This is a genomic window from Citrobacter sp. Marseille-Q6884, assembly GCF_945906775.1.
Lineage (GTDB): Bacteria > Pseudomonadota > Gammaproteobacteria > Enterobacterales > Enterobacteriaceae > Citrobacter.
In genome coordinates, this window is the sequence record NZ_CAMDRE010000001.1 from 708315 (window position 1) to 731654 (window position 23340).

The following is a 23340-nucleotide window of genomic DNA, read 5'->3' on the forward strand; positions in this document are numbered from 1 at the left end:
CAGGCTGTACTCGCTACAGCTTGATTTAACGGCCAGTGGCGGCTCACGTCTGAGTGCCACTCTTTAAGATATGGATCAAATTATCGATGTAAATAAGGTATTTTTACTCCGAACATCCTTGAAAGATAACACACAAATAATTTACAAAAAGCAATGGTCAAAATGATGGGGATTCACATGACAAAAGAGATTCTTGCCGTTCCGGGTGTACATCCATCCCCGTTGTACAAAAGAACCTATAAATCCGTTCAAGATATTGATGAAAAATTAACCAAGCTGATTCATAGATGGCGATTTTTCAATGCGGGACCGCCTATGAAAGTTACTGCATATGATGGAACAGAAATCTGCTATCAAGGTATGGCCTTTAAAGGTTCTCCCGTTGATGTTTTTTGGAGCGGCTTTATCGGCCCTTACATTGAAAATTACTCAGTGAATGTATTAGAGCAGACATCAGCCTTGGCAATTGAATGCCAATTTTCAATAGAGGAATCCATTGAAGAAGCTAAACGCCTATTACTTGTAATGGTTCGCAGGCTTTACCATGAAATGGCCGAGACTGATAAAATTTTAAGAGGAGATGGATTTTCCTTCCCAGAAAAGAAAGATGTCAGCGGTTACATTGAAAATATGTCCCAGAAGATAAAAGAACATGCTGAAATAGAAAAACTGAAAAAACCACATCCAAATCACAACATATTCAACATAGATACCGTAAATAGCATATATGCGCAATTTGGTACAAGTAATAGCATTAATACTCAAGAACTCAGAGAGTTCTTCACAATAATCGCGTCTTCGGGTGAAGATGAAGTTATCTCCCTCTCAAAAATACTTCTGAAGAGCGTTATGTCAAAGAATTTACTGAGCAAAGAAAAATATGATTTTCTAATATCTATTTTTAAATCTCAGCCATGACTATTGCTTATTAAGCATTAAGTAACTTAAACAAAGCTACCAAAAGGAGTAAAATTATGGATTTTGACGCTATGGCATACCCTGAAAAATTCACAATAGCAGGAATTGAATACAAAGGGCGCAGAAATTCTACTGAAAAAAAGGTACTAATTCCTTACACTGAGGAGCCAGACATCACTATTGGAGATGAAATAACTCAAAAGCTTGGAAAGGGTGAAATATCCTTAAAAGTACTGGATATGTCATTCTTACCAGGAGGCACGCTTAATGTTGGCACTAAGCACCCACACATGCTTACATTAAAGGTTGAAAATTTAACTGCCAATGAGCACAAGCCCAAACCATCCAGCCAAAACACATTCAACATTGGTAGCGTATCAGGCTCACAAGTTCAAATCGGTGAAAGTAATCATATGCTGGTGAATATCAGCATTACTGAACTGGTAGATAAAGTAGCTAAATCTGGCGATCCACAGGCTAAATCAATGTTGAAACAATTACTGGAGAATAGCACCGTTGCCAGTATCGTCGGTGCTGGTGCCTCTGCACTGCTAGGTTTACTTTAAAAATAGGCCTGGTATCAATCCAGGCCTTAAAATCATTTCTCACTCATCCATTTTGGTGGGGATGGCATTTTTTCTCTGAAAGCTTGCAGGTGTTCAATCAAAGCATCAACCTGCTCAATGTTTGTCGCAATAATTTCATCTGATAGCGTACTGCGAACAAAATCATGGTGGTCAATCCACAACAGAGCACCGTTTGCCAGAGCCTGACGATACTCTGAGGTAGGCATTGAACTCATTTCATGAAGCCCAAACTGATCGTAATACTCTTTTATTTCCTGAATCGTAATAGGCATAAATTCTCCTTATTTGTCTAACTTGCCGCATTTAGTGCCGCGTTTAGTAATGCCGCACTTAGCGCCGCACCAGTTTTCTCAAAAAATCATGCAAAGCCAGTAATGACGGGGGTTTCAATGAAATGCCGCACTTAGCGCGTGTATACAGGGACTAAGTGCGGCATTTGGTTACAAGACATACTAAATGCCGCACATGCCGCACTTAGCGCCGCATTTACTCGACTGTTACCGGGTAAAGGTTCTCACCCTCGATGCGAATAATTTGCTCACTCTCCAGCTTGTCCAGCCAGCGCGGGAATGACTTTCTCACTTTATCTGCCCCCAGTGTTGCACGCAGATCGTCTTTTATGACGGAGATAGTGCATGGCTCCCCCTTAGCTGAACGGCTGCGTACTGCCTGCCATAGTGCATGGTGGTTATCGCTAAGACGGGAGATATGGGCCAGTTCAGGCTCAACCTCTTTAGCCTCTCTCGGCTGATCGTGCACAACCAGAGAGCACACAAGCTCACCATCTTCATCGGTGTAAAGCTCAGCCGTTCTCAGGTCATACGCCTTACGTTCTGGCTCCTCCGCGTCTTTCATCTTGGTACAAGTCAGAATAAGCGCCTTTCCATCCCCTTCACGCTTAACGTTAAATTCAGTATCAAGCGCAGCACGGAAAGCACTGGAACCGCGAGCGCCTTTCCCTTCATCCTTGCCGGAGTGGTGGACTACCAGCACCGTTGCACCCGTTTTCTGTTTGATAACGTCACAGCCCTCAATAAACGCCCCCATGTCACGAGCATCATTCTCGTCGTTACCACCAAAACAGCGGGCCAGAGTATCGATCACCACCATGCGAACCGGCACACCACATTCGGCTTCAATCTGCCTGGCAGCAAGAAGCACTTCTGTAACCTCTGACTCACGCACAGGGAACACCGGACGATTAACCAGCCAGAGGTTGTCTGCCTGTATGCCATGCACCTGTTCCCATGCCCGTATACGCCGGGGAACACCTACACCACCCTCGCCAACCACATACAGCACTGCGCCAGGAGTGACCTTCTTCCCCGCCCATGGCAGACCAGCTGCGATATGACAAGCCCACGATACGGCTAGAAAACTCTTATACGAACCGCTTGGGCCGTAAATGCTGCACAGAGACTGCGCTGGCAGAAAGTGTTTAAGGATATAGTCCTGACGGATATCAAAGCCCTCAGATCCGCGAGAGAGAGGCAGCTTTGTCCTGAACTTTGCACCAGCATCAGGAAAGACGCGGTGAATGCGCTGCACGTCAGACAGCATGGCATTCATTTCACCTTCGCCTATCTCTTCCACCAGCACAGAACGCCGTGCGGTAATCATTTGTTTGCGGTCCGTATCGAGATACCCGGCATCACAAAGCTCCTCATACGGCATTGCTGCTATCTGGTTGAGGCGAGCCACCAGCTTCCCGTAACGAGTAGTTGGATCTTTATGCTGGTGGAGGGCCTTATCCAAATCACTGCGGCTGTACTGCTTGCCATGAGCCCACAGATACGAACAGGTAAACAGGGCATCAGATACCGTTTCTACAGATGTCAGTTGCATCGTCATTTGGGTATGCCCCCGCTCATCTGGAATTTTCCAATCAAAGGATGGAACCAGTACGCAGAGCCATATTTGCGCTTAGCACTGCGCAGCACCAACCGCGCCGCTTCCCTGAACTTTTCATCAGGCGCAACGAACCCTCCAGATTTGAGCTTAACCAGCATCACCCCTGTGTTTTTCGCCAGTTCCTCAGCCTTTTTGGTTGAGATACCGTATTCCGCAGCCAGTGTTGCTACTGGCGTCATACCAGGAGGGATTTCTCCACCCTGACTATCGGTGAGTGACTTAACCTGTGCCTCAAGATGCAAAATCTTTTCAACCAGCAACTCAACTCGGTTGGACAGCTCATTAAATTTGACGTTACTGATCATTGCAGCACCTCCCCGCGACGATTTCTAAGTACGAAATTTGCTGTGCAACTGTTTTGCTCCATAGCTTCAGCAAGTCGGGGAAGATTCCGCAACGTATCGCCTAATAACATCAGATCACGCCTGGCATTTTCATTGCTGTATTCTTCACCAAGAGTTGCCTCAAGCGTCAGGTTTCCAATGAGGGTGAGCGTGTTAGAAATGGCCCTGGCAGTTTCGCCACATACATCTGCTGTCTCGATCAGTTCTTCATCGGTATAGTTTTTAAAGTCAGGAGCGTGCTTTACAAGTTGATGGTAGATATCACGCATTTTTCCCCTCCAGCCCATCAAGTTCACGGCGAAGAGAGCGACAACGCATTAAGGCTTTATCCACGAGTTCAAAAGCAATTTCATGCTCATCATCATTTCGGCAATCCATTTCCATTGCCGCAGCCAGTAAGACCTCAAGAGAGCGGAATTTGTCGCCCATATCCAGCATGGTCAGATTAGACATGGCGCACCTCCTGAACTGTAGCGATTTCCGCTACGGTTGAAGGGGTCAGGCTTTCCCTGAGTCCTGAAGGTGTTGGGTTATCACAAACCTCATGAAGAGGTAGGCGTGCGGCAAAGAAGAGCAACCACCCCGGGCAATTGTCACGAGCCCTCTGTTCGCTAGTGGCATTGGTGTAGAGCACGATTGGTTTTGCATTTGGTGCAATGATAGGTACTGCAAGAAAACGCCATGTAAATTTTGGGCGAGTTTGGGTAGAATGATTGTCAGCCATAACTGTTACCTCACTTAACGGTTTGGTTAGACGCCCTGGTACTGCTCTAACAGTCCGGGGCGTTGCTTTTTGGTATGCACCTGTCATACACTTGATTACCACTTCAAAGTAATCAGGTGTCAACCAAATGTCAACCATAGAAATTAAAGCCAAAGGTAACAAGCAGATCGCATTACGTGTAGAACCAAGCCTAGAAGAAGGAATTAAACAGGCTCTGGCACAAGATGGTGACGCTTCTGTATCAGCGTGGATAAAGCGAATAATCCGCAAAGAGTTACAACAACGAGGCATCGAGCCAAAAGGCTGATACCCAAAGTGCATAAATGCACTCTGGAAATCTTCTGGGGTTTGACCACCGCTATTTTTGTAGCTCTGGTTCTGACCGATGCAACTTTCGTTGCATCGATACCCAATATCTGGGTAACGGTCGAAACTACGGGATTTCTCCGTAGTATGTCCAACTGCTGTTGCCCCCAATCCAACTATCACTATCTCAGTGATGGTATCTCCTGAAATCTTAGGAGATTGGGTATGCTGCATTGCAGTACACCCGGCACTCTGTTCCAGTTCTCCAGAAGTTTCGGGAGATTGGGTATGCGGCAATGCCGTACACCTTAAACAGCCCAATTTCTGGGTAGTTTGGGGGTGGGCGTGACTTTTAGTCACTCGCAAAGGTCTGGATTTGAAATCCGATCCCTCTTGGGAGACATATTGCAATGCAGTACGGATTTGAAATCCGAACTGCGCCAATGGCGCAGTTCCTGTAATCACAGGAGCGCTCAGGCTTTGACCACCAGCATTTACCCTGGTATCCTGACTTTGCTTAAGTTTTTGGTAGTGACATTGGCGGCCCTGCATGGCCGCTTTTGTTTTATGTGACATTTCCCACCCCTCACGCTGCTTTGCTGCGGCTCTGCTGCCATGCTGTGACCTCTGACAGAAGCCAACCAACGGCGCGGCCTCCCAGCTTACGGCGGGCGGGAAAGCTCCCCTCTTTTTCCATCATGTATCGAGTGGTTCGACAAATACCGGTTAGCTGTCGGCACTCAGCCTCACGGATAACTCTTTCTGCTGGCTGCTGGGATTGTTTAATATTGTTCATAAAAAAATGCTCTCGTTCGCTAAGGTTCGAGAGCATTCTTATTCAACAAAATTATCACCGCGACGGTGAGAAAAAAATTATATTCCTCTAAAGGAGTTACCCTTATTCACTTATATCAAGATAATTCTTTCCTGATTTTATCTAAAGAATCACTTCTTATGATTTTATCCAAGAAAGGTTTTACCGTTTGAGCTATGGCAAAGGACTCCTTTTCTCCATCCGGGAACAGGGATACTGCGAGTACGCCAAGAGATATTTTGCTGTCGGTAGCGCTCTCCCATGACATCAAATCAATAAGTGGAATTATTCTGTAGTCAATTATCTTACGTCTGACGCTCTCCCAGTCCCCTGAGACTGGCTTATCTGGTTCAGGTATTCCGAGTTCTTCGCGCCATTTTGGGAGGAGGTTCGTGAATGCTTCAATCAAAAGGTCATCTCTGTTGTTTAAGTCAACAGTAATCATCACGTTTTCCACAACATCAGAAAGTAAGTTTACTGGCTCGCGCATGACAGCCCAAAACATACCGTTATCTGCTGTAAACAAATCCCCCACCAAATCATCGTCAACGACTATTGGCTTTCCTTTCCAGTGACCTTTATCAGCATTGATTTTATTCAAAAATGCCAACTCAAATCTCATTAATGGTTTTATACCATCGCCGTAACTTAATTTTAGCAAATCAGGCTGAGTCTTGTACTCGTATTCCTTTTGCTTTTCAAGAAACCATTCTTCTGCTTTGAGCTCCCCGAATGGATCACCAAAATTATTGTTAAGTGGGTATTTAGCACCATGTTGCAAACCATAGTCAGGGCAGTCTGTATTTTTTATTGTTAAATCATCGCATCGCCAATAAAGCTGACGAAACAAATCCTTATCAGACATATTTTCAAGGTCATCATATTTTTCCAGGCTGAATGACTTTGGTAAGTCTCTTTTACTGTTAATTTTTTTTGTCATCTTGCGACCTCAAGAATAGTAACATTTGAGATATCAGAGGTAATAATGTCTAATCTCTGCATCCATTTATTCAGTGCATCCAGTTTTTCAGGTAAATACTGGCTGCGGTTATATACGGACATGACACCACCCAGCGCATGGCCCAGAAGTTGCTCGACAACATGCGGAGCGATTCCCATGTTGTTCAGAGTCGTGGAAAATGTACGGCGTAAATCGTGAAGCGTCCACGGTTCAGAGTGGCCCAGACGCTTATACAACATCCTTCCCCACTGACTGACAGCTTCCGGTTTCTTTATCTCTCCCAGCAAAAGCCCTGTGCTTTGGTGTTGCTCTAAAAGCTGTTTGATAAATGGGCGGATATCTACGGGAATAGGCCGTAGTATTTTCTCACCACCTTTGCTGTGCTCTTTTGGTACAGTCCAAACCCAATCATTTAGATCCCATTCGGTTACGCGAGATAATCTCAACTCCTGAGTTCGGCAGCCAAACACCACCAGCAGACGTAAGAGCGCTGAGTAGTAGGGTTTAAATTTCAGGCCTGAGCACTCCCGCCATATATCTGCCAACTCTTGCCGGGTATGCTCTCTGTCCCGTTTATTCTGTTTACGTCCGACATCGTCAATGGTCAAATCGTCCAGGACATTACTCACTGCGTACCGATGAACACGGCAGAACTTGAGGGCTTGCTTACACATTTGCAGAAGATAGCCAGCAGCTACTGGAGCTTCATCTCTCACCCTGCTGAAACACTCCAGCCAGTGGCGGGTTTCGCACATAGAGAGAGGAAACTCCCCAATATATGGGTAGATATGCTTATTGAGCTGTTCTATATGCTTTTCCACATTAGCCCGTTTATGAGATGCATATTCCCTTATCCAGTATTCAAGTGCCTCTCTTACAGTTACCGGCTTAAGTGTTTCCTGTGTGGTGACAGTTAACTGGTGTTTCGGGTTCTTCCCCTCAGCAAGCCAGGCACGACATTGATCGCGCTTTGCCCTCGCGGCCTTCAGTGAAAGATCGGGATAGTTACCTAACTTCAAACGCTGAGGGGCAGTACTGCGCCCACCTATGCGGTAAGTAAAATACCAGGTCATTATCCCAATCTTTGACACCTTTACGCTCAGGCCGTCACCATCAGCATAAAAGCTATCACCGGGACTTTCCCTCCCGACCATCTTACGGAGCGATGTATCACTTAACTTGTTCGTACCACCAGCCATAAAAACCTCAGTTCATTTTTGGCACTGACTACACCACTGACTACACATCTCAATGTTACTCTATGAACTGCAATGAACAAAGGCAAACCAGAAAAACAGTTTTATGGTTTTATATCATATAGATAAATAAACATCAGCAAACATAGCTGAACGGTAAAAAACGTAGGTTTTGAAAATACGGCATGAACTGATACTAATCAGTTAAATGTTTGTTTTAAAAGGCGCTACTCGGCATGGGGAAGCGCCTTTTTTATTTGTATCACCCAGAGGTTTTGGCGATGAAAGCAAGCTGTGAACCCGTCTATTTTGGCGATGAATCGAAAAAGATTATCCAGGGTGATGCGCTGACCGAACTAAAAAAGCTGCCGTCTGAAAGCGTTGACCTCATTTTTGCCGACCCCCCTTATAACATCGGCAAAGATTTTGACGGCATGGTGGAATCCTGGGACGAAGAGAGCTTTCTGTCCTGGCTGTTTGAATGCATAGAGGAATGTCATCGAATTCTGACGCCACAAGGCACCATGTACATCATGAACAGTACAGAGAATATGCCGTACATAGACCTTAAATGCCGCCAGCTCTTTACCATCAAAAGCCGTATCGTATGGTCTTATGATAGCTCGGGGGTACAGGCCAAAAAGTTCTTTGGTTCAATGTATGAACCGATTCTTATGCTGGTTAAAGATCAGAAAAACTATACGTTTAACCACGATGATATTCTGGTGGAAGCCAAAACAGGTGCCAAACGCGCGCTTATCGATTACAGAAAGAATCCGCCACAGCCATACAATCAGAAGAAAGTTCCCGGTAATGTCTGGGCGTTTCCGCGTGTTCGCTATTTGATGGACGAATACGAAAATCACCCAACGCAAAAACCTAAGGCCTTATTAGAGCGCATTATCCTTGCATCCTCTAACCCAGGCGACAAGGTGCTGGATCCCTTCGCGGGCAGCTTTACTACCGGTGCAACCGCAGTGGCGCTGGGTCGCAAGTTTGTCGGTATTGAAATCAATACTGAATACGTAAAAATGGGGCTCAGGAGACTGAGTATCAGCTCCCATTTTTCTCAGAATGAGCTTGCAAAGGTGAAAAAGCGAAAGACAAAAAACCTCTCTAAAAAGAGTCGATTACCTGAAATGGACGACGAGATTTCACCAAAGTAAAAGCATTGTAAGTCTGCTTTTCAGCTTTTGGATTTCGTGTATATTCCCTGCACGCTTGGGCATGAATACACAGGGTTTGGGAATGATTCGCAAGTATTGGTGGCTGGTTGTTTTTGCTGTCTTCGTGTTTCTTTTTGATGCATTACTCATACAGTGGATAGAGTTAATGACAACAGAGCATGATAAGTGTCGGAATATGGACTCCGTGAATCCTCTCAAGCTGGTCAACTGTGCCGACATCGAATAGCGCCGCCGAAAAGACATCATCTACTGCAGCCGTCAGGCCATGACGGCTGAACTATTGCGGCTGAAACTACCCTACCTGATTTTCATTCTGGACCAGTTGTATTATACAGCCATCAGGACTTAACATTTTTAATACATTATCGACTAATACGGGTGCTTGCTCATAAAGGTCATAACTTATTGGATTCATTAACCAGTTCTTTATTATTCCACTAAAGCTACCATGCAGAATAATGATGATGATATCTAAATCCAGGGCGGTTGCAATAAGACCTTCATCCATACACTTTTGCAGAGACTCGCGAATACTTTGATGGCTAAGGCCTATTTTATCGCGAATTTCCTGTTCAGATATCATATCCTTATGAAACTCACACTTATGATATAAGATTTGCATTAATGCCTGCTGACGAGGAACCTCTGCGATATATTGCAAACCAACAACGAATTTTTCACGCAATCGCTGCAAGGGATCATTCTCCCAGCGACCACTGAGCCTGTCCTGGATAAGATCGCGTAGAGGTGGTTGTTGCAACCATAACTCATTAAACAGTTGAGTCTTATTCTCGAAATGCCAGTAGATTGCGCCCCGCGTCACGTTGGCAGCATCGGCAATGTCATTTAGCGTCGTGTTACCAACGCCACGAGCAGCAAACTGGACAATCGCAGTTTCGATCAGATGCTGTCGCGTTTTGAGGGCATCAGCTTTCGTTTTTTTGGCCATGATTCAGAATGCCTGAGACAGAGTGGGGAATGATAAACTTTCTTATCTAATATTTGCCATACGGAATAAATGTATCACTTAGCTTTTATTTAGACGAGATCTAAAATATTTCATTACATGCAACATATATAAATAAACAAAACGAATAAGAATTACGCATTATATTCACCACGCAAATGTTTATTTCAATATGTATTTTAGCGCGTCATAACATTGCCATCCCTTCCGAATGAAAAAGCAGATACTTAATCTCTTTTTGTTTTTACGTGCCGTGTATTGTCCAGCAAAATAAGTATTGCTTACATCGCAAGCTAATTATTTGTAGGATAGCTAACTATTATTTTTACTTGCGCGCGTTATCGTCCTGCCGTTATCCGGTAAATAACGAGCTTTCGGTTTTTTAAGGAATAGTAATGACGAAAAATGCCAGGTTTTCACTCCTGCCCTCATTCATCATCATCTCCGCTGCATTACTCGCCGGTTGTAACGATCAGGGAGAAACGCAAGCTCATCCTACGGAGCCACAGGTTACTGTTCATGTTGTGGAATCAGCGCCATTAGCCGTGACGACCGAATTACCAGGGCGTACAACAGCATTTCGTATTGCAGAAGTTCGCCCCCAGGTCAGCGGCATTGTGCTTAAAAGGAATTTCACCGAGGGGAGTGATGTTGAAGCAGGTCAGTCGCTTTATCAGATCGATCCTGCTACTTACCAGGCCGACTACAATAGCGCCAAAGGTGAACTGGCAAAAAGCGAAGCTGCAGCGGCAATCGCGCATTTAACGGTTAAACGCTATGTCCCACTGGTCGGAACAAAGTACATCAGCCAGCAGGAGTACGATCAGGCGATTGCTGATGCTCGTCAGGCCGATGCCTCTGTTATCGCCGCAAAAGCCGCTGTTGAAAGCGCCCGCATCAACCTGGCCTATACCAGAGTCACCTCGCCAATTAGCGGACGTATCGGCAAATCGAATGTGACCGAAGGTGCGCTGGTGACCAATGGTCAGGCAACCGAGTTAGCCACCGTTCAGCAGCTTGATCCCATTTATGTCGACGTGACGCAGTCCAGTAACGATTTTATGCGCCTCAAGCAGTCCGTTGAGCAAGGTAACCTGCATAAAGACAATACCCGCAGTACCGCTGAGCTGGTAATGGAGAATGGTCAGTCATATCCGTTAAAAGGTTCTCTGCAATTTTCTGACGTGACGGTGGATGAAAGTACCGGTTCCATCACCCTCAGAGCTGTTTTCCCCAATCCTCAGCACACTCTGCTTCCGGGGATGTTCGTGCGCGCACGTATTGATGAAGGCGTCCAACCCAATGCCATCCTCGTCCCACAACAGGGAGTGACGCGTACACCGCGCGGCGATGCAACAGTGATGGTCGTCAACGACAAGAGCCAGGTTGAAGCGCGTCCCGTGGTTGCCGCACAAGCCATTGGTGATAAATGGCTCATTAGCGAAGGTTTACAACCCGGCGACAAAGTCATCGTGAGCGGTTTACAAAAAGCCCGTCCAGGTGTGCAGGTTAAAGCCACCGCCGATACCGCAACCCCTGCCACGAAAGCGGCGCAATAAGGTAACCGGATATGGCAAATTTCTTTATTAGGCGACCTATCTTTGCGTGGGTGCTGGCCATTATTCTGATGATGGCGGGCGCGCTGGCAATCCTGCAACTGCCTGTAGCGCAGTACCCCACCATCGCGCCTCCTGCAGTGGCGATCTCTGCAACCTACCCGGGCGCAGATGCGCAGACGGTGCAGGATACCGTAACGCAGGTTATCGAACAGAACATGAACGGCATCGATAACCTGATGTATATGTCCTCCACCAGCGATTCCGCGGGGAGCGTCACCATTACGCTGACGTTCCAGTCCGGCACCGATCCCGATATTGCACAGGTTCAGGTACAAAACAAACTGCAGCTCGCGACTCCTTTGCTGCCGCAAGAAGTTCAGCAGCAGGGGATCAGCGTAGAAAAATCCAGTAGCAGCTTTTTGATGGTGGCGGGCTTTGTTTCTGATAACCCGCAGACAACTCAGGATGACATCTCCGACTATGTCGCCTCGAATGTCAAAGACGCCATCAGCCGCCTGAACGGCGTAGGTGATGTGCAACTGTTTGGTGCCCAGTACGCCATGCGTATCTGGCTGGATGCGAATTTATTAAACAAATACCAACTTACGCCGGTTGATGTCATCAATCAGTTGAAGGTACAGAACGACCAGATCGCCGCAGGTCAGTTAGGTGGCACACCAGCCCTGCCCAATCAGCAGCTCAACGCCTCGATCATTGCACAAACGCGACTAAAAGACCCAGATGAGTTTGGCAAAGTCACCCTACGCGTGAACAGCGATGGTTCTGTGGTGCACTTGAAAGATGTCGCACGCATTGAGTTAGGAGGTGAAAACTACAACGTCGTTGCACGTATTAATGGAAAACCGGCATCCGGTCTTGGTATTAAACTGGCAACCGGTGCCAACGCACTGGATACCGCTAACGCCATCAAAGCCAAACTGGTAGAACTGCAGCCGTTCTTCCCTCAGGGAATGAAAGTGGTCTACCCGTACGACACCACACCGTTCGTCACAATCTCAATTCATGAAGTGATAAAAACACTGTTTGAAGCGATTGTGCTGGTCTTCCTGGTGATGTACCTGTTCCTGCAAAACATCCGCGCCACACTGATTCCAACCATCGCGGTACCTGTCGTGTTGCTGGGAACATTTGCCGTACTTGCTGCGTTTGGTTACTCGATAAACACCCTGACGATGTTCGGGATGGTGCTCGCCATCGGCCTGCTGGTCGATGATGCGATAGTCGTGGTGGAAAACGTGGAACGTGTGATGATGGAGGATCATCTACCACCCAAAGAGGCGACAGAGAAATCGATGTCGCAAATCCAGGGCGCACTGGTGGGTATCGCTATGGTGCTATCCGCGGTGTTTATCCCTATGGCCTTCTTTGGTGGGTCAACCGGTGCCATTTACCGGCAGTTTTCTATCACTATCGTTTCCGCCATGGCGCTCTCCGTACTGGTCGCGCTGATCCTGACTCCCGCGCTTTGTGCAACGCTGCTGAAGCCGGTATCGGCTGAGCATCACGAGAAAAAAAGCGGTTTCTTTGGCTGGTTTAATGCCAAATTCGATTACAGCGTTAACCACTACACCAATAGCGTCAGCGGCATTATTCGTAAAACCGGCCGCTATCTGGTCATCTACCTGATCATTGTTATTGGGATGGCGGTACTGTTTATACGTCTTCCTACCTCCTTCCTGCCAGAGGAAGATCAGGGGGTGTTCCTGACGATGATTCAGCTTCCGGCTGGCGCGACGCAGGAGCGCACGCAGAAAGTGTTAGACCAGGTGACCCATTACTACCTGAACAATGAGAAAGCCAACGTCGAAAGCGTCTTTACGGTTAACGGCTTTAGCTTCAGCGGCCAGGGGCAAAACTCAGGGATGGCGTTTGTCAGTCTCAAACCCTGGGAAGAGCGTAGCGGTAACGAGAATAACGTTGAATCCGTTATAGCCCGCGCCACCCGAGCATTTAGCCAGATTCGTGATGGTCTGGTATTCCCCTTCAACATGCCAGCCATTGTTGAATTAGGGACCGCAACGGGCTTCGACTTTGAGCTGATTGATCAGGGTGGGTTGGGGCATACAGCTCTAACGCAGGCGCGTAATCAGTTGTTAGGCATGGTGGCAAAACATCCCGACTTGTTGGTGCGTGTACGTCCTAATGGCCTGGAAGATACCGCTCAATTTAAGCTGGATGTGGATCAGGAAAAAGCGCAGGCGCTCGGTGTCTCCTTGTCCGATATTAATGAAACCATCTCCGCTGCGCTGGGCGGCTATTACGTCAACGACTTCATTGACCGTGGCCGCGTGAAAAAAGTGTATGTTCAGGCAGATGCTAAATTCCGTATGTTGCCGGAAGACATCAATAATCTGTACGTTCGCAGTGCCAATGGTGAAATGGTGCCATTCTCAACATTCAGTTCAGCACATTGGATCTACGGTTCACCGCGACTGGAACGCTACAACGGTATGCCATCAATGGAATTGCTGGGCGAAGCGGCTCCAGGCAGAAGTACCGGTGAAGCAATGGCGCTAATGGAAAGCCTTGCAGAAAAACTGCCTAACGGTATCGGTCATGACTGGACGGGCATGTCTTATCAGGAGCGACTGTCAGGTAACCAGGCCCCCGCACTGTATGCCATTTCGTTGATCGTGGTATTTCTTTGCCTTGCCGCCCTGTATGAGAGCTGGTCGATTCCTTTCTCTGTCATGCTGGTTGTACCGCTCGGTGTGGTCGGTGCGCTGTTAGCCGCGTCGCTTCGTGGAATGAACAACGACGTCTACTTCCAGGTGGGACTGCTAACCACCATCGGTCTCTCTGCCAAAAACGCTATCCTGATTGTGGAGTTTGCTAAAGATCTGATGGATAAAGAGGGCAAAGGGTTGATCGAAGCCACACTGGAAGCGTCACGCATGCGACTTCGCCCCATCCTGATGACATCCCTGGCCTTTATTCTGGGAGTTATGCCTCTGGTGATCAGCCATGGTGCAGGCAGTGGCGCACAGAATGCTGTCGGTACAGGTGTTATGGGGGGCATGCTCACCGCTACATTACTGGCAATCTTCTTCGTTCCCGTTTTCTTTGTGGTCGTTAAACGGCGTTTTAGTCGGCGCAACGATTAATTTGTAAAAACAAGGCGTCTTCGGGCGCCTTTTTAACAGATTCTGACCTCTTTATTTATTAATAAGATAGCCATTTATTTTTTCTCACGCCGCGCAAAGAAACCTTCTATACCCTCCGGATTTATTCATTATGTTTACAATCCACATGAATTGAGATTATTCCTCATGTCAGTCTTTTTTTAAGAGGTGGTAAAATAGTATTCGATTTCGCAGGCAGATAGCTTAGCGTTTGTTTCTGCTTTAATAGCGAAACGCTTATTTTAGAGGTAACACCATGAAAAGATTAATATCCGTTGCATTGCTTACAGCCGTATTGGCGGGCTGTGCACACGATTCTCCTTGCGTACCTGTGTATGACGATCAGGGCCGCCTGGTTCATACCAATACCTGTATGAAAGGCACCACGCAGGATAACTGGGAAACAGCAGGTGCGATCGCTGGTGGCGCAGCCGCTGTTGCCGGTCTGACACTTGGGATAGTTGCCTTGACGAAATAAATCATCTTAAAAGCGCGGCGATGGCCGCGCTTTTATTATAAAAGGTAAATTCTTATATAAGACAAAACGTTGGTTTACATCACTCATCCAATAATAAAATTATTATAGATTTCCCTCACATATCCACGACTTAAAATTAGCGTTTTTTCTGTTTTTCGTAACAACGCGGCTTCAGTCCATTATTCTCACACGCTCAATATTCACGCCCGAAATTGTTATCACGCATCCTGTCTTAATTTTAAATTTTTTGCGCTGAAATGTGGCGTACGTTTCAATTTTGCACCACTTCGGGGCGCTGAATTTATTTTTTCCTGTCTACACTCTGCATATTGCGTCGAACAATCGCACGCAAAAACCTGGCACTACCTTTGCTTAAAAGAGTATGGCCAAAGCCACAGACAGGTAAAAGACGTTTTCAGAACGTTTCCATAACAATAATTCCTCCACACAGGATGCTCTATGAAAAAGATGATAATAGCCAGCCTGGCTGCGGCCGGCGTGATGCTTGCGATTGCAAATCAGGCACATGCCGGCGCAACGCTTGATGCCGTAAAGAAAAAAGGGTTTGTGCAATGCGGTATCAGTGACGGTCTGCCTGGTTTTTCATATGCCGACGCAAGCGGTAAATTCTCTGGTATCGATGTCGATGTATGCCGTGGTGTTGCTTCGGCGGTATTTGGCGACGACACAAAAGTAAAATATACCCCGCTCACGGCCAAAGAACGCTTCACGGCTTTACAGTCTGGTGAAGTCGATATGCTCTCCCGTAATACCACATGGACCTCCTCTCGTGATGCAGGTATGGGTATGTCTTTCACGGGCGTGACTTACTACGATGGCATCGGCTTTCTTACCCATAACAAAGCGGGTCTGAAGAGTGCTAAAGAGCTGGATGGCGCAACCGTATGTATTCAGGCGGGAACGGACACCGAACTGAACGTGGCCGATTACTTTAAAGCCAACAACATGAAGTACACCCCTGTCACCTTCGACCGTTCGGATGAATCGGCTAAGGCGCTGGAATCAGGCCGCTGCGATACGCTGGCTTCCGACCAGTCTCAACTGTATGCCCTGCGAATCAAGCTAAGCAACCCGGCAGAATGGATCGTTCTGCCAGAGGTCATCTCTAAAGAGCCGCTGGGACCTGTTGTGCGCCGTGGTGATGACGAGTGGTTCTCTATCGTTCGCTGGACATTGTTCGCCATGTTGAATGCCGAAGAGATGGGAGTGAACTCGAAAAACGTTGATGAAAAAGCTGCTAACCCTGCCACACCGGATATGGCACACCTGCTTGGCAAAGAGGGTGATTATGGCAAAGATCTGAAGCTGGATAATAAATGGGCTTACAACATTATCAAACAGGTAGGAAACTACGCAGAGATCTTTGAACGTAACGTGGGATCGGAAAGTCCACTGAAGATCAAACGTGGGCAGAATAACCTCTGGAATAACGGTGGCATTCAGTATGCGCCGCCGGTGCGCTAATCCATCGCGATGTAACGGGCGCCGCACTTGCGGCGCTCAGTTCAGAGTCATAGTTACCGAGGTTTTCTTATGCCCCATCGCCGCTCAACCGTAAAAGGATCGTTATCCTTTTCTAACCCTGCGGTCCGCGCCTGGTTATTTCAAATACTTGCTGTCATTGTGGTCGTCAGCATTGCGGTCTATCTCATTCATAACACGATTAATAACCTGAGCAGTCGCGGTATTACCTCGGGGTTTTCTTTTCTCGATCGCAGCGCCGGATTTGGTATTGTCCAGCATCTGATTGATTACGAGCAGGGTGATACGTATGGTCGTGTCTTTCTGGTCGGGCTACTCAATACGCTGCTGGTCTCTGCATTATGTATTGTATTCGCTTCATTTCTCGGTTTTTTTCTCGGGCTGGCGCGCCTGTCAGATAACTGGTTACTGCGGAAGCTTTCTACCGTTTATATCGAAACGTTCCGTAATATTCCGCCTCTGCTACAGATATTCTTTTGGTATTTTGCCGTGTTACGCAATTTACCTGGGCCACGCCAGGCGGTTAACGCGCTCGATTTAGTTTTTCTGAGCAATCGCGGACTTTATATTCCAGCACCACAGATGGGAGAAGGTCTTTTTGCCTTTTGTGCTGCAATCGTTATTGCGGTCGTTTTCTCCATTGGGCTATTTCGATTTAACAGGATGCATCAGACAAAAACAGGTCAACTGCGCCGAACCTGGCCCACTGCACTGGCTCTGATCGTCTTTTTACCCATGATTTCACAGTGGACTTTTGGTGCCGCACTTCATTGGGATATCCCTGAGTTGCGCGGTTTCAACTTCCGCGGTGGCATGGTACTTATCCCAGAACTGGCTGCGCTAACGCTGGCACTTTCAGTGTATACCTCTGCATTTATTGCAGAGATTATTCGAGCCGGGATTCAGGCCGTGCCTTATGGTCAACACGAAGCAGCGCGTTCTCTGGGTCTGCCAAATCCAGTTACGCTCCGCCAGGTGATTATCCCGCAGGCGCTGCGCGTCATTATTCCCCCATTGACCAGCCAGTACCTGAATATCGTAAAGAACTCCTCGCTCGCTGCCGCAATTGGCTACCCGGATATGGTTTCTCTGTTTGCCGGAACCGTGCTTAATCAAACAGGACAAGCCATTGAAACTATTGCTATTACCATGTCGGTTTACCTGATTATCAGCCTGAGTATTTCGCTGCTAATGAATATTTATAACCGTCGTATAGCACTGATTGAGCGCTAAGGAGCCATGATGACAAAAGCACTGCTGTCTCACCCCTCGCGCCAGACCAGCAATCACGCTGGCCGCATCATACTTTGGATGCGTAAAAATCTATTTTCCAGCTGGTCAAACAGCCTGCTCACGCTGTTATGCGTGTGGTTAATGTGGATGTTCATTCCACCGCTGTTCAACTGGGCATTTCTGCAGGCCAACTGGGTAGGTTCGACCCGCGCTGATTGTACAAAAGCGGGCGCGTGCTGGGTGTTTATCCATGAACGCTTCGGGCAATTTATGTATGGGCTCTATCCACACGATCAGCGCTGGCGGATTAACCTGGCCCTGGCTATTGGTCTGCTCTCCATTGCCCCTATGTTCTGGAAAGCGATGTCTCACCGTGGTCGCTATATCGCCGTCTGGGCGGTGGTTTATCCGATTGTAGTCTGGTGGTTGTTGTACGGTGGATTTTTCGGTCTCGAACGTGTAGAGACACGTCAGTGGGGTGGACTGACACTCACCCTGATTATTGCCTCTGTCGGTATTGCAGGCGCGCTTCCGTGGGGGATTTTACTGGCATTGGGTCGTCGTTCTCATATGCCTGTCGTTCGGATTTTATCGGTCATTTTCATTGAGTTCTGGCGTGGTGTGCCGTTAATCACCGTCCTGTTTATGTCTTCGGTCATGCTTCCATTATTTATGTCCGAAGGCACCAGTATCGACAAGCTGATTCGGGCGCTGGTTGGTGTCATCCTTTTCCAGTCCGCCTATGTCGCGGAGGTCGTACGTGGAGGACTGCAAGCCCTGCCGAAAGGCCAGTATGAAGCTGCCGAATCTCTGGCACTGGGATACTGGAAAACCCAGGGGTTGGTCATTCTTCCGCAAGCCCTCAAGCTGGTCATTCCCGGTCTGGTCAATACGATCATCGCCCTGTTCAAGGATACCAGCCTGGTCATCATTATCGGATTGTTTGATCTCTTCAGTAGCGTTCAACAAGCAACCGTGGACCCTGCCTGGCTGGGTATGTCCACGGAAGGGTATGTTTTTGCCGCTCTGATTTACTGGGTTTTCTGCTTCAGCATGTCGCGTTATAGCCAGCATCTGGAAAAACGTTTTAACACCGGGCGTACACCGCAATGAGGAATTTATGAGTCAATTAATAATGCCGTCTAACGACGCGATGATTACGCTGGAAAACGTCAACAAATGGTATGGACAGTTTCACGTACTGAAAAACATCAACCTGAAGGTAAAACAGGGGGAAAGAATCGTATTATGTGGACCTTCTGGCTCGGGTAAATCGACAACAATCCGTTGTATTAACCATCTGGAAGAGCATCAGCAAGGCCGCATTGTCGTGGATGGAATTGAGCTTAATGAAGATATCCGCAATATTGAACGCGTCAGGCAAGAGGTGGGGATGGTCTTTCAACATTTTAATCTCTTTCCTCACTTAACGGTCCTGCAAAACTGCACACTGGCACCTATCTGGGTGCAAAAGATGCCAAAGAAAGAGGCTGACGTGCTGGCAATGCACTATCTGGAGCGCGTACGTATTGCTGAGCATGCCCATAAATACCCAGGGCAAATTTCCGGTGGGCAGCAGCAACGTGTGGCTATTGCACGTTCGCTGTGCATGAAACCAAAAATCATGTTATTTGATGAGCCTACGTCAGCCCTGGATCCTGAAATGGTGAAAGAAGTGCTGGATACCATGATCGGCCTGGCGCAATCGGGAATGACCATGCTTTGCGTCACTCATGAAATGGGGTTTGCCCGAACGGTGGCGGACAGGGTGATCTTTATGGATCTTGGTGAGATTGTTGAACAGGCACCACCGAACGAGTTTTTTGCCAATCCAAAATCTGAACGTACTCGTGCGTTTTTGTCTCAGGTTATTCATTAAATTCACAGGCCGGAAAGGTAAGTATGTTGCCATCCGGCTATTTTTTGAGTCACATAAACGCAAAAAGGCCATCCTTTCGGATGGCCTTTCGCTTGATTTGATGTCTGGCAGTTCCCTACTCTCGCATGGGGAGACCCCACACTACCATCGGCGCTACGGCGTTTCACTTCTGAGTTCGGCATGGGGTCAGGTGGGACCACCGCGCTACAGCCGCCAGACAAATTCTTTTCTAAGCGCCGAACTTTAACCTAAAAACTGGTGCTGATACCCAGAGTCGAACTGGGGACCTCACCCTTACCAAGGGTGCGCTCTACCAACTGAGCCATATCAGCACACTAAATTTGATGCCTGGCAGTTCCCTACTCTCGCATGGGGAGACCCCACACTACCATCGGCGCTACGGCGTTTCACTTCTGAGTTCGGCATGGGGTCAGGTGGGACCACCGCGCTACAGCCGCCAGGCAAATTCTGTTTATTAACCCCTTTTCGCCGGTTAATTCAATCTGTATCAGGCTGAAAATCGTCTTCTCTTTCGCCAAAACATCTTCGGCGTTGTAAGGTTAAGCCTCACGGTTCATTAGTATCGGTTAGCTCAATGTATCGCTACACTTACACACCCGACCTATCAACGTCGTCGTCTTCAACGTTCCTTCAGGAGACTTATAGTCTCAGGGAGAACTCATCTCGGGGCAAGTTTCGTGCTTAGATGCTTTCAGCACTTATCTCTTCCGCATTTAGCTACCGGGCAGTGCCATTGGCATGACAACCCGAACACCAGTGATGCGTCCACTCCGGTCCTCTCGTACTAGGAGCAGCCCCCCTCAATTCTCCAGCGCCCACGGCAGATAGGGACCGAACTGTCTCACGACGTTCTAAACCCAGCTCGCGTACCACTTTAAATGGCGAACAGCCATACCCTTGGGACCTACTTCAGCCCCAGGATGTGATGAGCCGACATCGAGGTGCCAAACACCGCCGTCGATATGAACTCTTGGGCGGTATCAGCCTGTTATCCCCGGAGTACCTTTTATCCGTTGAGCGATGGCCCTTCCATTCAGAACCACCGGATCACTAAGACCTGCTTTCGCACCTGCTCGAGCCGTCACTCTCGCAGTCAAGCTAGCTTATGCCTTTGCACTAACCTCCTGATGTCCGACCAGGATTAGCTAACCTTCGTGCTCCTCCGTTACTCTTTAGGAGGAGACCGCCCCAGTCAAACTACCCACCAGACACTGTCCGCAACCCGGATCACGGGTTCACGTTAGAACACCAGCCATTAAAGGGTGGTATTTCAAGGTCGGCTCCATGCAGACTGGCGTCCACACTTCAAAGCCTCCCACCTATCCTACACATCAAGGACCAGTGTTCAGTGTCAAGCTATAGTAAAGGTTCACGGGGTCTTTCCGTCTTGCCGCGGGTACACTGCATCTTCACAGCGAGTTCAATTTCACTGAGTCTCGGGTGGAGACAGCCTGGCCATCATTACGCCATTCGTGCAGGTCGGAACTTACCCGACAAGGAATTTCGCTACCTTAGGACCGTTATAGTTACGGCCGCCGTTTACCGGGGCTTCGATCAAGAGCTTCTCCTTACGGATAACCCCATCAATTAACCTTCCGGCACCGGGCAGGCGTCACACCGTATACGTCCACTTTCGTGTTTGCACAGTGCTGTGTTTTTAATAAACAGTTGCAGCCAGCTGGTATCTTCGACTGATTTCAGCTCCACGAGCAAGTCGCTTCACCTACCTATCAGCGTGCCTTCTCCCGAAGTTACGGCACCATTTTGCCTAGTTCCTTCACCCGAGTTCTCTCAAGCGCCTTGGTATTCTCTACCTGACCACCTGTGTCGGTTTGGGGTACGATTTCGTGTTACCTGATGCTTAGAGGCTTTTCCTGGAAGCAGGGCATTTGTCACTTCAGCACCGTAGTGCCTCGTCATCACGCCTCAGTGTTAGAGTGAACCGGATTTACCTGGAACACACACCTACACGCTTAAACCGGGACAACCGTCGCCCGGCCGACATAGCCTTCTCCGTCCCCCCTTCGCAGTAACACCAAGTACAGGAATATTAACCTGTTTCCCATCGACTACGCCTTTCGGCCTCGCCTTAGGGGTCGACTCACCCTGCCCCGATTAACGTTGGACAGGAACCCTTGGTCTTCCGGCGTGCGGGTTTTTCACCCGCATTATCGTTACTTATGTCAGCATTCGCACTTCTGATACCTCCAGCAACCCTCACAGGCCACCTTCAACGGCTTACAGAACGCTCCCCTACCCAACAACACATAGTGTCGCTGCCGCAGCTTCGGTGCATGGTTTAGCCCCGTTACATCTTCCGCGCAGGCCGACTCGACCAGTGAGCTATTACGCTTTCTTTAAATGATGGCTGCTTCTAAGCCAACATCCTGGCTGTCTGTGCCTTCCCACATCGTTTCCCACTTAACCATGACTTTGGGACCTTAGCTGGCGGTCTGGGTTGTTTCCCTCTTCACGACGGACGTTAGCACCCGCCGTGTGTCTCCCGTGATAACATTCTTCGGTATTCGCAGTTTGCATCGGGTTGGTAAGTCGGGATGACCCCCTAGCCGAAACAGTGCTCTACCCCCGAAGATGAGTTCACGAGGCGCTACCTAAATAGCTTTCGGGGAGAACCAGCTATCTCCCGGTTTGATTGGCCTTTCACCCCCAGCCACAAGTCATCCGCTAATTTTTCAACATTAGTCGGTTCGGTCCTCCAGTTAGTGTTACCCAACCTTCAACCTGCCCATGGCTAGATCACCGGGTTTCGGGTCTATACCCTGCAACTTAACGCCCAGTTAAGACTCGGTTTCCCTTCGGCTCCCCTATTCGGTTAACCTTGCTACAGAATATAAGTCGCTGACCCATTATACAAAAGGTACGCAGTCACCCCATAAAGAGGCTCCCACTGCTTGTACGTACACGGTTTCAGGTTCTTTTTCACTCCCCTCGCCGGGGTTCTTTTCGCCTTTCCCTCACGGTACTGGTTCACTATCGGTCAGTCAGGAGTATTTAGCCTTGGAGGATGGTCCCCCCATATTCAGACAGGATACCACGTGTCCCGCCCTACTCTTCGAGTTCACAACACATGCACTTTTGTGTACGGGACTTTCACCCTGTATCGTGCGACTTTCCAGACGCTTCCACTAACACACATGCTGATTCAGACTCTGGGCTGCTCCCCGTTCGCTCGCCGCTACTGGGGGAATCTCGGTTGATTTCTTTTCCTCGGGGTACTTAGATGTTTCAGTTCCCCCGGTTCGCTTCATTACGCTATGTATTCACGTAATGATAGTGTGACGAATCACACTGGGTTTCCCCATTCGGAAATCGCCGGTTATAACGGTTCATATCACCTTACCGACGCTTATCGCAGATTAGCACGTCCTTCATCGCCTCTGACTGCCAGGGCATCCACCGTGTACGCTTAGTCGCTTAACCTCACAACCCGAAGATGTTTCTTTCGATTCATCATCGTGCTGCGAAAATTTGAGAGACTCGAACACACCATTTATCTGTTCTTATTACGGAGAACAGACACAGTGTGTCGTTTCAATTTTCAGCTTGATCCAGATTTTTAAAGAGCAAAACTTCGCAGTGAACCTTTTC

General features: G+C 48.1%; 21 protein-coding genes, 1 tRNA gene and 3 rRNA genes. 11 read left to right on the forward strand and 14 right to left on the reverse strand.

Annotated features, from left to right (window positions below; genetic code table 11):
• The first annotated feature begins 177 nt into the window (after positions 1-177).
• Together N7268_RS03325 and N7268_RS03330 are read left to right on the forward strand one after the other, a co-directional pair.
• Positions 178-918 (forward strand): hypothetical protein, encoded by a 741-nt coding sequence (locus N7268_RS03325; protein ID WP_260861787.1) that lies wholly within the window; start codon positions 178-180, stop codon positions 916-918.
• A gap of 56 nt (positions 919-974) precedes the next feature.
• Entirely contained in the window at positions 975-1484 is a 510-nt protein-coding gene (locus N7268_RS03330) for a hypothetical protein (protein ID WP_260861788.1), read from the forward strand.
• 32 nt (positions 1485-1516) lie between these two features.
• Here the strand turns inward: N7268_RS03330 and N7268_RS03335 are convergent, their stop codons facing one another.
• The 9 genes from N7268_RS03335 to N7268_RS03380 form a co-directional block, all read right to left on the reverse strand.
• A complete protein-coding gene (locus N7268_RS03335; RefSeq protein WP_260861789.1) occupies positions 1517-1777 on the reverse strand; it encodes a hypothetical protein in 261 nt (86 codons plus the stop codon).
• 214 nt (positions 1778-1991) lie between these two features.
• Positions 1992-3356, reverse strand: a complete 1365-nt coding sequence (locus N7268_RS03340) for a helicase RepA family protein (RefSeq protein WP_260861790.1) — start codon at positions 3354-3356, stop codon at positions 1992-1994.
• Positions 3353-3721, reverse strand: coding sequence for a hypothetical protein (locus N7268_RS03345; protein ID WP_260861791.1), 369 nt, complete (start codon positions 3719-3721; stop codon positions 3353-3355). The genes N7268_RS03340 and N7268_RS03345 overlap by 4 nt, the downstream gene beginning before the upstream one ends.
• On the reverse strand, positions 3718-4029 hold the full coding sequence (locus N7268_RS03350; protein ID WP_260861792.1) for a hypothetical protein: 312 nt from the start codon (positions 4027-4029) through the stop codon (positions 3718-3720). Before N7268_RS03350 ends, N7268_RS03345 begins: the two co-directional genes overlap by 4 nt.
• Positions 4022-4213 carry a hypothetical protein gene (locus N7268_RS03355; protein WP_260861793.1) on the reverse strand — a complete coding sequence of 64 codons (192 nt, stop codon included), beginning with the start codon at positions 4211-4213 and terminating at the stop codon, positions 4022-4024. Before N7268_RS03355 ends, N7268_RS03350 begins: the two co-directional genes overlap by 8 nt.
• A complete protein-coding gene (locus N7268_RS25160) occupies positions 4206-5366 on the reverse strand; it encodes a host cell division inhibitor Icd-like protein (protein ID WP_409929169.1) in 1161 nt (386 codons plus the stop codon). The genes N7268_RS03355 and N7268_RS25160 overlap by 8 nt, the downstream gene beginning before the upstream one ends.
• Before the next feature lie 10 nt (positions 5367-5376).
• Positions 5377-5586, reverse strand: coding sequence for a helix-turn-helix transcriptional regulator (locus N7268_RS03370; protein ID WP_014072030.1), 210 nt, complete (start codon positions 5584-5586; stop codon positions 5377-5379).
• Between the two features lie 115 nt (positions 5587-5701).
• Positions 5702-6544: a DUF6387 family protein gene (locus N7268_RS03375; protein WP_260861795.1), complete on the reverse strand. Its 843-nt coding sequence runs from the start codon at positions 6542-6544 to the stop codon at positions 5702-5704.
• Complete coding sequence (locus N7268_RS03380) at positions 6541-7764, reverse strand: tyrosine-type recombinase/integrase (RefSeq protein ID WP_260861796.1); 1224 nt, start codon at positions 7762-7764, stop codon at positions 6541-6543. Before N7268_RS03380 ends, N7268_RS03375 begins: the two co-directional genes overlap by 4 nt.
• A gap of 278 nt (positions 7765-8042) precedes the next feature.
• Between N7268_RS03380 and yhdJ the strand changes: the two genes are divergently transcribed.
• Both yhdJ and N7268_RS03390 read left to right on the forward strand, forming a co-directional pair.
• Positions 8043-8927, forward strand: coding sequence for an adenine-specific DNA-methyltransferase (yhdJ, locus tag N7268_RS03385; protein ID WP_260863521.1), 885 nt, complete (start codon positions 8043-8045; stop codon positions 8925-8927).
• A gap of 82 nt (positions 8928-9009) precedes the next feature.
• The gene (locus N7268_RS03390) at positions 9010-9174 is read left to right on the forward strand and encodes a DUF2556 family protein (RefSeq protein ID WP_198905487.1); all 165 of its coding nucleotides are present in this window, start codon (positions 9010-9012) and stop codon (positions 9172-9174) included.
• Between the two features lie 66 nt (positions 9175-9240).
• Here the strand turns inward: N7268_RS03390 and envR are convergent, their stop codons facing one another.
• On the reverse strand, positions 9241-9897 hold the full coding sequence (gene envR / locus N7268_RS03395) for an acrEF/envCD operon transcriptional regulator (protein WP_260861797.1): 657 nt from the start codon (positions 9895-9897) through the stop codon (positions 9241-9243).
• Between the two features lie 413 nt (positions 9898-10310).
• Between envR and N7268_RS03400 the strand changes: the two genes are divergently transcribed.
• The 7 genes from N7268_RS03400 (at position 10311) to N7268_RS03430 (ending at position 19710) form a co-directional block, all read left to right on the forward strand.
• On the forward strand, positions 10311-11474 hold the full coding sequence (locus N7268_RS03400) for an efflux RND transporter periplasmic adaptor subunit (protein ID WP_260861798.1): 1164 nt from the start codon (positions 10311-10313) through the stop codon (positions 11472-11474).
• Between the two features lie 11 nt (positions 11475-11485).
• On the forward strand, positions 11486-14599 hold the full coding sequence (locus N7268_RS03405; protein ID WP_260861799.1) for an efflux RND transporter permease subunit: 3114 nt from the start codon (positions 11486-11488) through the stop codon (positions 14597-14599).
• A 274-nt stretch (positions 14600-14873) separates the two neighbouring features.
• A complete protein-coding gene (locus N7268_RS03410; RefSeq protein ID WP_198905482.1) occupies positions 14874-15095 on the forward strand; it encodes a lipoprotein in 222 nt (73 codons plus the stop codon).
• A gap of 459 nt (positions 15096-15554) precedes the next feature.
• Positions 15555-16580 carry an amino acid ABC transporter substrate-binding protein gene (locus N7268_RS03415; RefSeq protein WP_260861800.1) on the forward strand — a complete coding sequence of 342 codons (1026 nt, stop codon included), beginning with the start codon at positions 15555-15557 and terminating at the stop codon, positions 16578-16580.
• Between the two features lie 69 nt (positions 16581-16649).
• Positions 16650-17831: an amino acid ABC transporter permease gene (locus N7268_RS03420; RefSeq protein WP_260861801.1), complete on the forward strand. Its 1182-nt coding sequence runs from the start codon at positions 16650-16652 to the stop codon at positions 17829-17831.
• A 9-nt stretch (positions 17832-17840) separates the two neighbouring features.
• Complete coding sequence (locus tag N7268_RS03425; protein ID WP_260861802.1) at positions 17841-18944, forward strand: amino acid ABC transporter permease; 1104 nt, start codon at positions 17841-17843, stop codon at positions 18942-18944.
• A gap of 7 nt (positions 18945-18951) precedes the next feature.
• Entirely contained in the window at positions 18952-19710 is a 759-nt protein-coding gene (locus N7268_RS03430) for an amino acid ABC transporter ATP-binding protein (protein WP_198905479.1), read from the forward strand.
• A 102-nt stretch (positions 19711-19812) separates the two neighbouring features.
• On the opposite strand, the gene rrf (N7268_RS03435) is transcribed toward N7268_RS03430, so the two are convergent.
• The 4 genes from rrf (N7268_RS03435) to N7268_RS03450 form a co-directional block, all read right to left on the reverse strand.
• Positions 19813-19928, reverse strand: a 5S ribosomal RNA gene (gene rrf, locus N7268_RS03435).
• A 38-nt stretch (positions 19929-19966) separates the two neighbouring features.
• Positions 19967-20042: transfer RNA gene (locus tag N7268_RS03440), tRNA-Thr, on the reverse strand.
• A gap of 14 nt (positions 20043-20056) precedes the next feature.
• Positions 20057-20172, reverse strand: a 5S ribosomal RNA gene (gene rrf / locus N7268_RS03445).
• A 94-nt stretch (positions 20173-20266) separates the two neighbouring features.
• Positions 20267-23172: ribosomal RNA gene (locus N7268_RS03450) — 23S ribosomal RNA — on the reverse strand.
• Positions 23173-23340 lie beyond the last annotated feature (168 nt).

Bases quoted from the DNA above. Each gene is read 5' to 3' on its own strand.
- N7268_RS03340 (WP_260861790.1), bottom strand. From the start codon at position 3,356: ATGACGATGCAACTGACATCTGTAGAAACGGTATCTGATGCCCTGTTT.
- N7268_RS03330 (WP_260861788.1), top strand. From the start codon at position 975: ATGGATTTTGACGCTATGGCATACCCTGAAAAATTCACAATAGCAGGA.
- N7268_RS03400 (WP_260861798.1), top strand. From the start codon at position 10,311: ATGACGAAAAATGCCAGGTTTTCACTCCTGCCCTCATTCATCATCATC.
- N7268_RS03380 (WP_260861796.1), bottom strand. From the start codon at position 7,764: ATGGCTGGTGGTACGAACAAGTTAAGTGATACATCGCTCCGTAAGATG.
- N7268_RS03370 (WP_014072030.1), bottom strand. From the start codon at position 5,586: ATGAACAATATTAAACAATCCCAGCAGCCAGCAGAAAGAGTTATCCGT.
- envR (WP_260861797.1), bottom strand. From the start codon at position 9,897: ATGGCCAAAAAAACGAAAGCTGATGCCCTCAAAACGCGACAGCATCTG.
- N7268_RS03415 (WP_260861800.1), top strand. From the start codon at position 15,555: ATGAAAAAGATGATAATAGCCAGCCTGGCTGCGGCCGGCGTGATGCTT.
- N7268_RS03375 (WP_260861795.1), bottom strand. From the start codon at position 6,544: ATGACAAAAAAAATTAACAGTAAAAGAGACTTACCAAAGTCATTCAGC.
- N7268_RS03350 (WP_260861792.1), bottom strand. From the start codon at position 4,029: ATGCGTGATATCTACCATCAACTTGTAAAGCACGCTCCTGACTTTAAA.
- N7268_RS03345 (WP_260861791.1), bottom strand. From the start codon at position 3,721: ATGATCAGTAACGTCAAATTTAATGAGCTGTCCAACCGAGTTGAGTTG.
- N7268_RS03405 (WP_260861799.1), top strand. From the start codon at position 11,486: ATGGCAAATTTCTTTATTAGGCGACCTATCTTTGCGTGGGTGCTGGCC.
- N7268_RS03335 (WP_260861789.1), bottom strand. From the start codon at position 1,777: ATGCCTATTACGATTCAGGAAATAAAAGAGTATTACGATCAGTTTGGG.
- N7268_RS03390 (WP_198905487.1), top strand. From the start codon at position 9,010: ATGATTCGCAAGTATTGGTGGCTGGTTGTTTTTGCTGTCTTCGTGTTT.
- N7268_RS03425 (WP_260861802.1), top strand. From the start codon at position 17,841: ATGACAAAAGCACTGCTGTCTCACCCCTCGCGCCAGACCAGCAATCAC.
- N7268_RS25160 (WP_409929169.1), bottom strand. From the start codon at position 5,366: ATGTCACATAAAACAAAAGCGGCCATGCAGGGCCGCCAATGTCACTAC.
- N7268_RS03420 (WP_260861801.1), top strand. From the start codon at position 16,650: ATGCCCCATCGCCGCTCAACCGTAAAAGGATCGTTATCCTTTTCTAAC.
- N7268_RS03355 (WP_260861793.1), bottom strand. From the start codon at position 4,213: ATGTCTAATCTGACCATGCTGGATATGGGCGACAAATTCCGCTCTCTT.
- N7268_RS03430 (WP_198905479.1), top strand. From the start codon at position 18,952: ATGAGTCAATTAATAATGCCGTCTAACGACGCGATGATTACGCTGGAA.
- N7268_RS03325 (WP_260861787.1), top strand. From the start codon at position 178: ATGACAAAAGAGATTCTTGCCGTTCCGGGTGTACATCCATCCCCGTTG.
- yhdJ (WP_260863521.1), top strand. From the start codon at position 8,043: ATGAAAGCAAGCTGTGAACCCGTCTATTTTGGCGATGAATCGAAAAAG.
- N7268_RS03410 (WP_198905482.1), top strand. From the start codon at position 14,874: ATGAAAAGATTAATATCCGTTGCATTGCTTACAGCCGTATTGGCGGGC.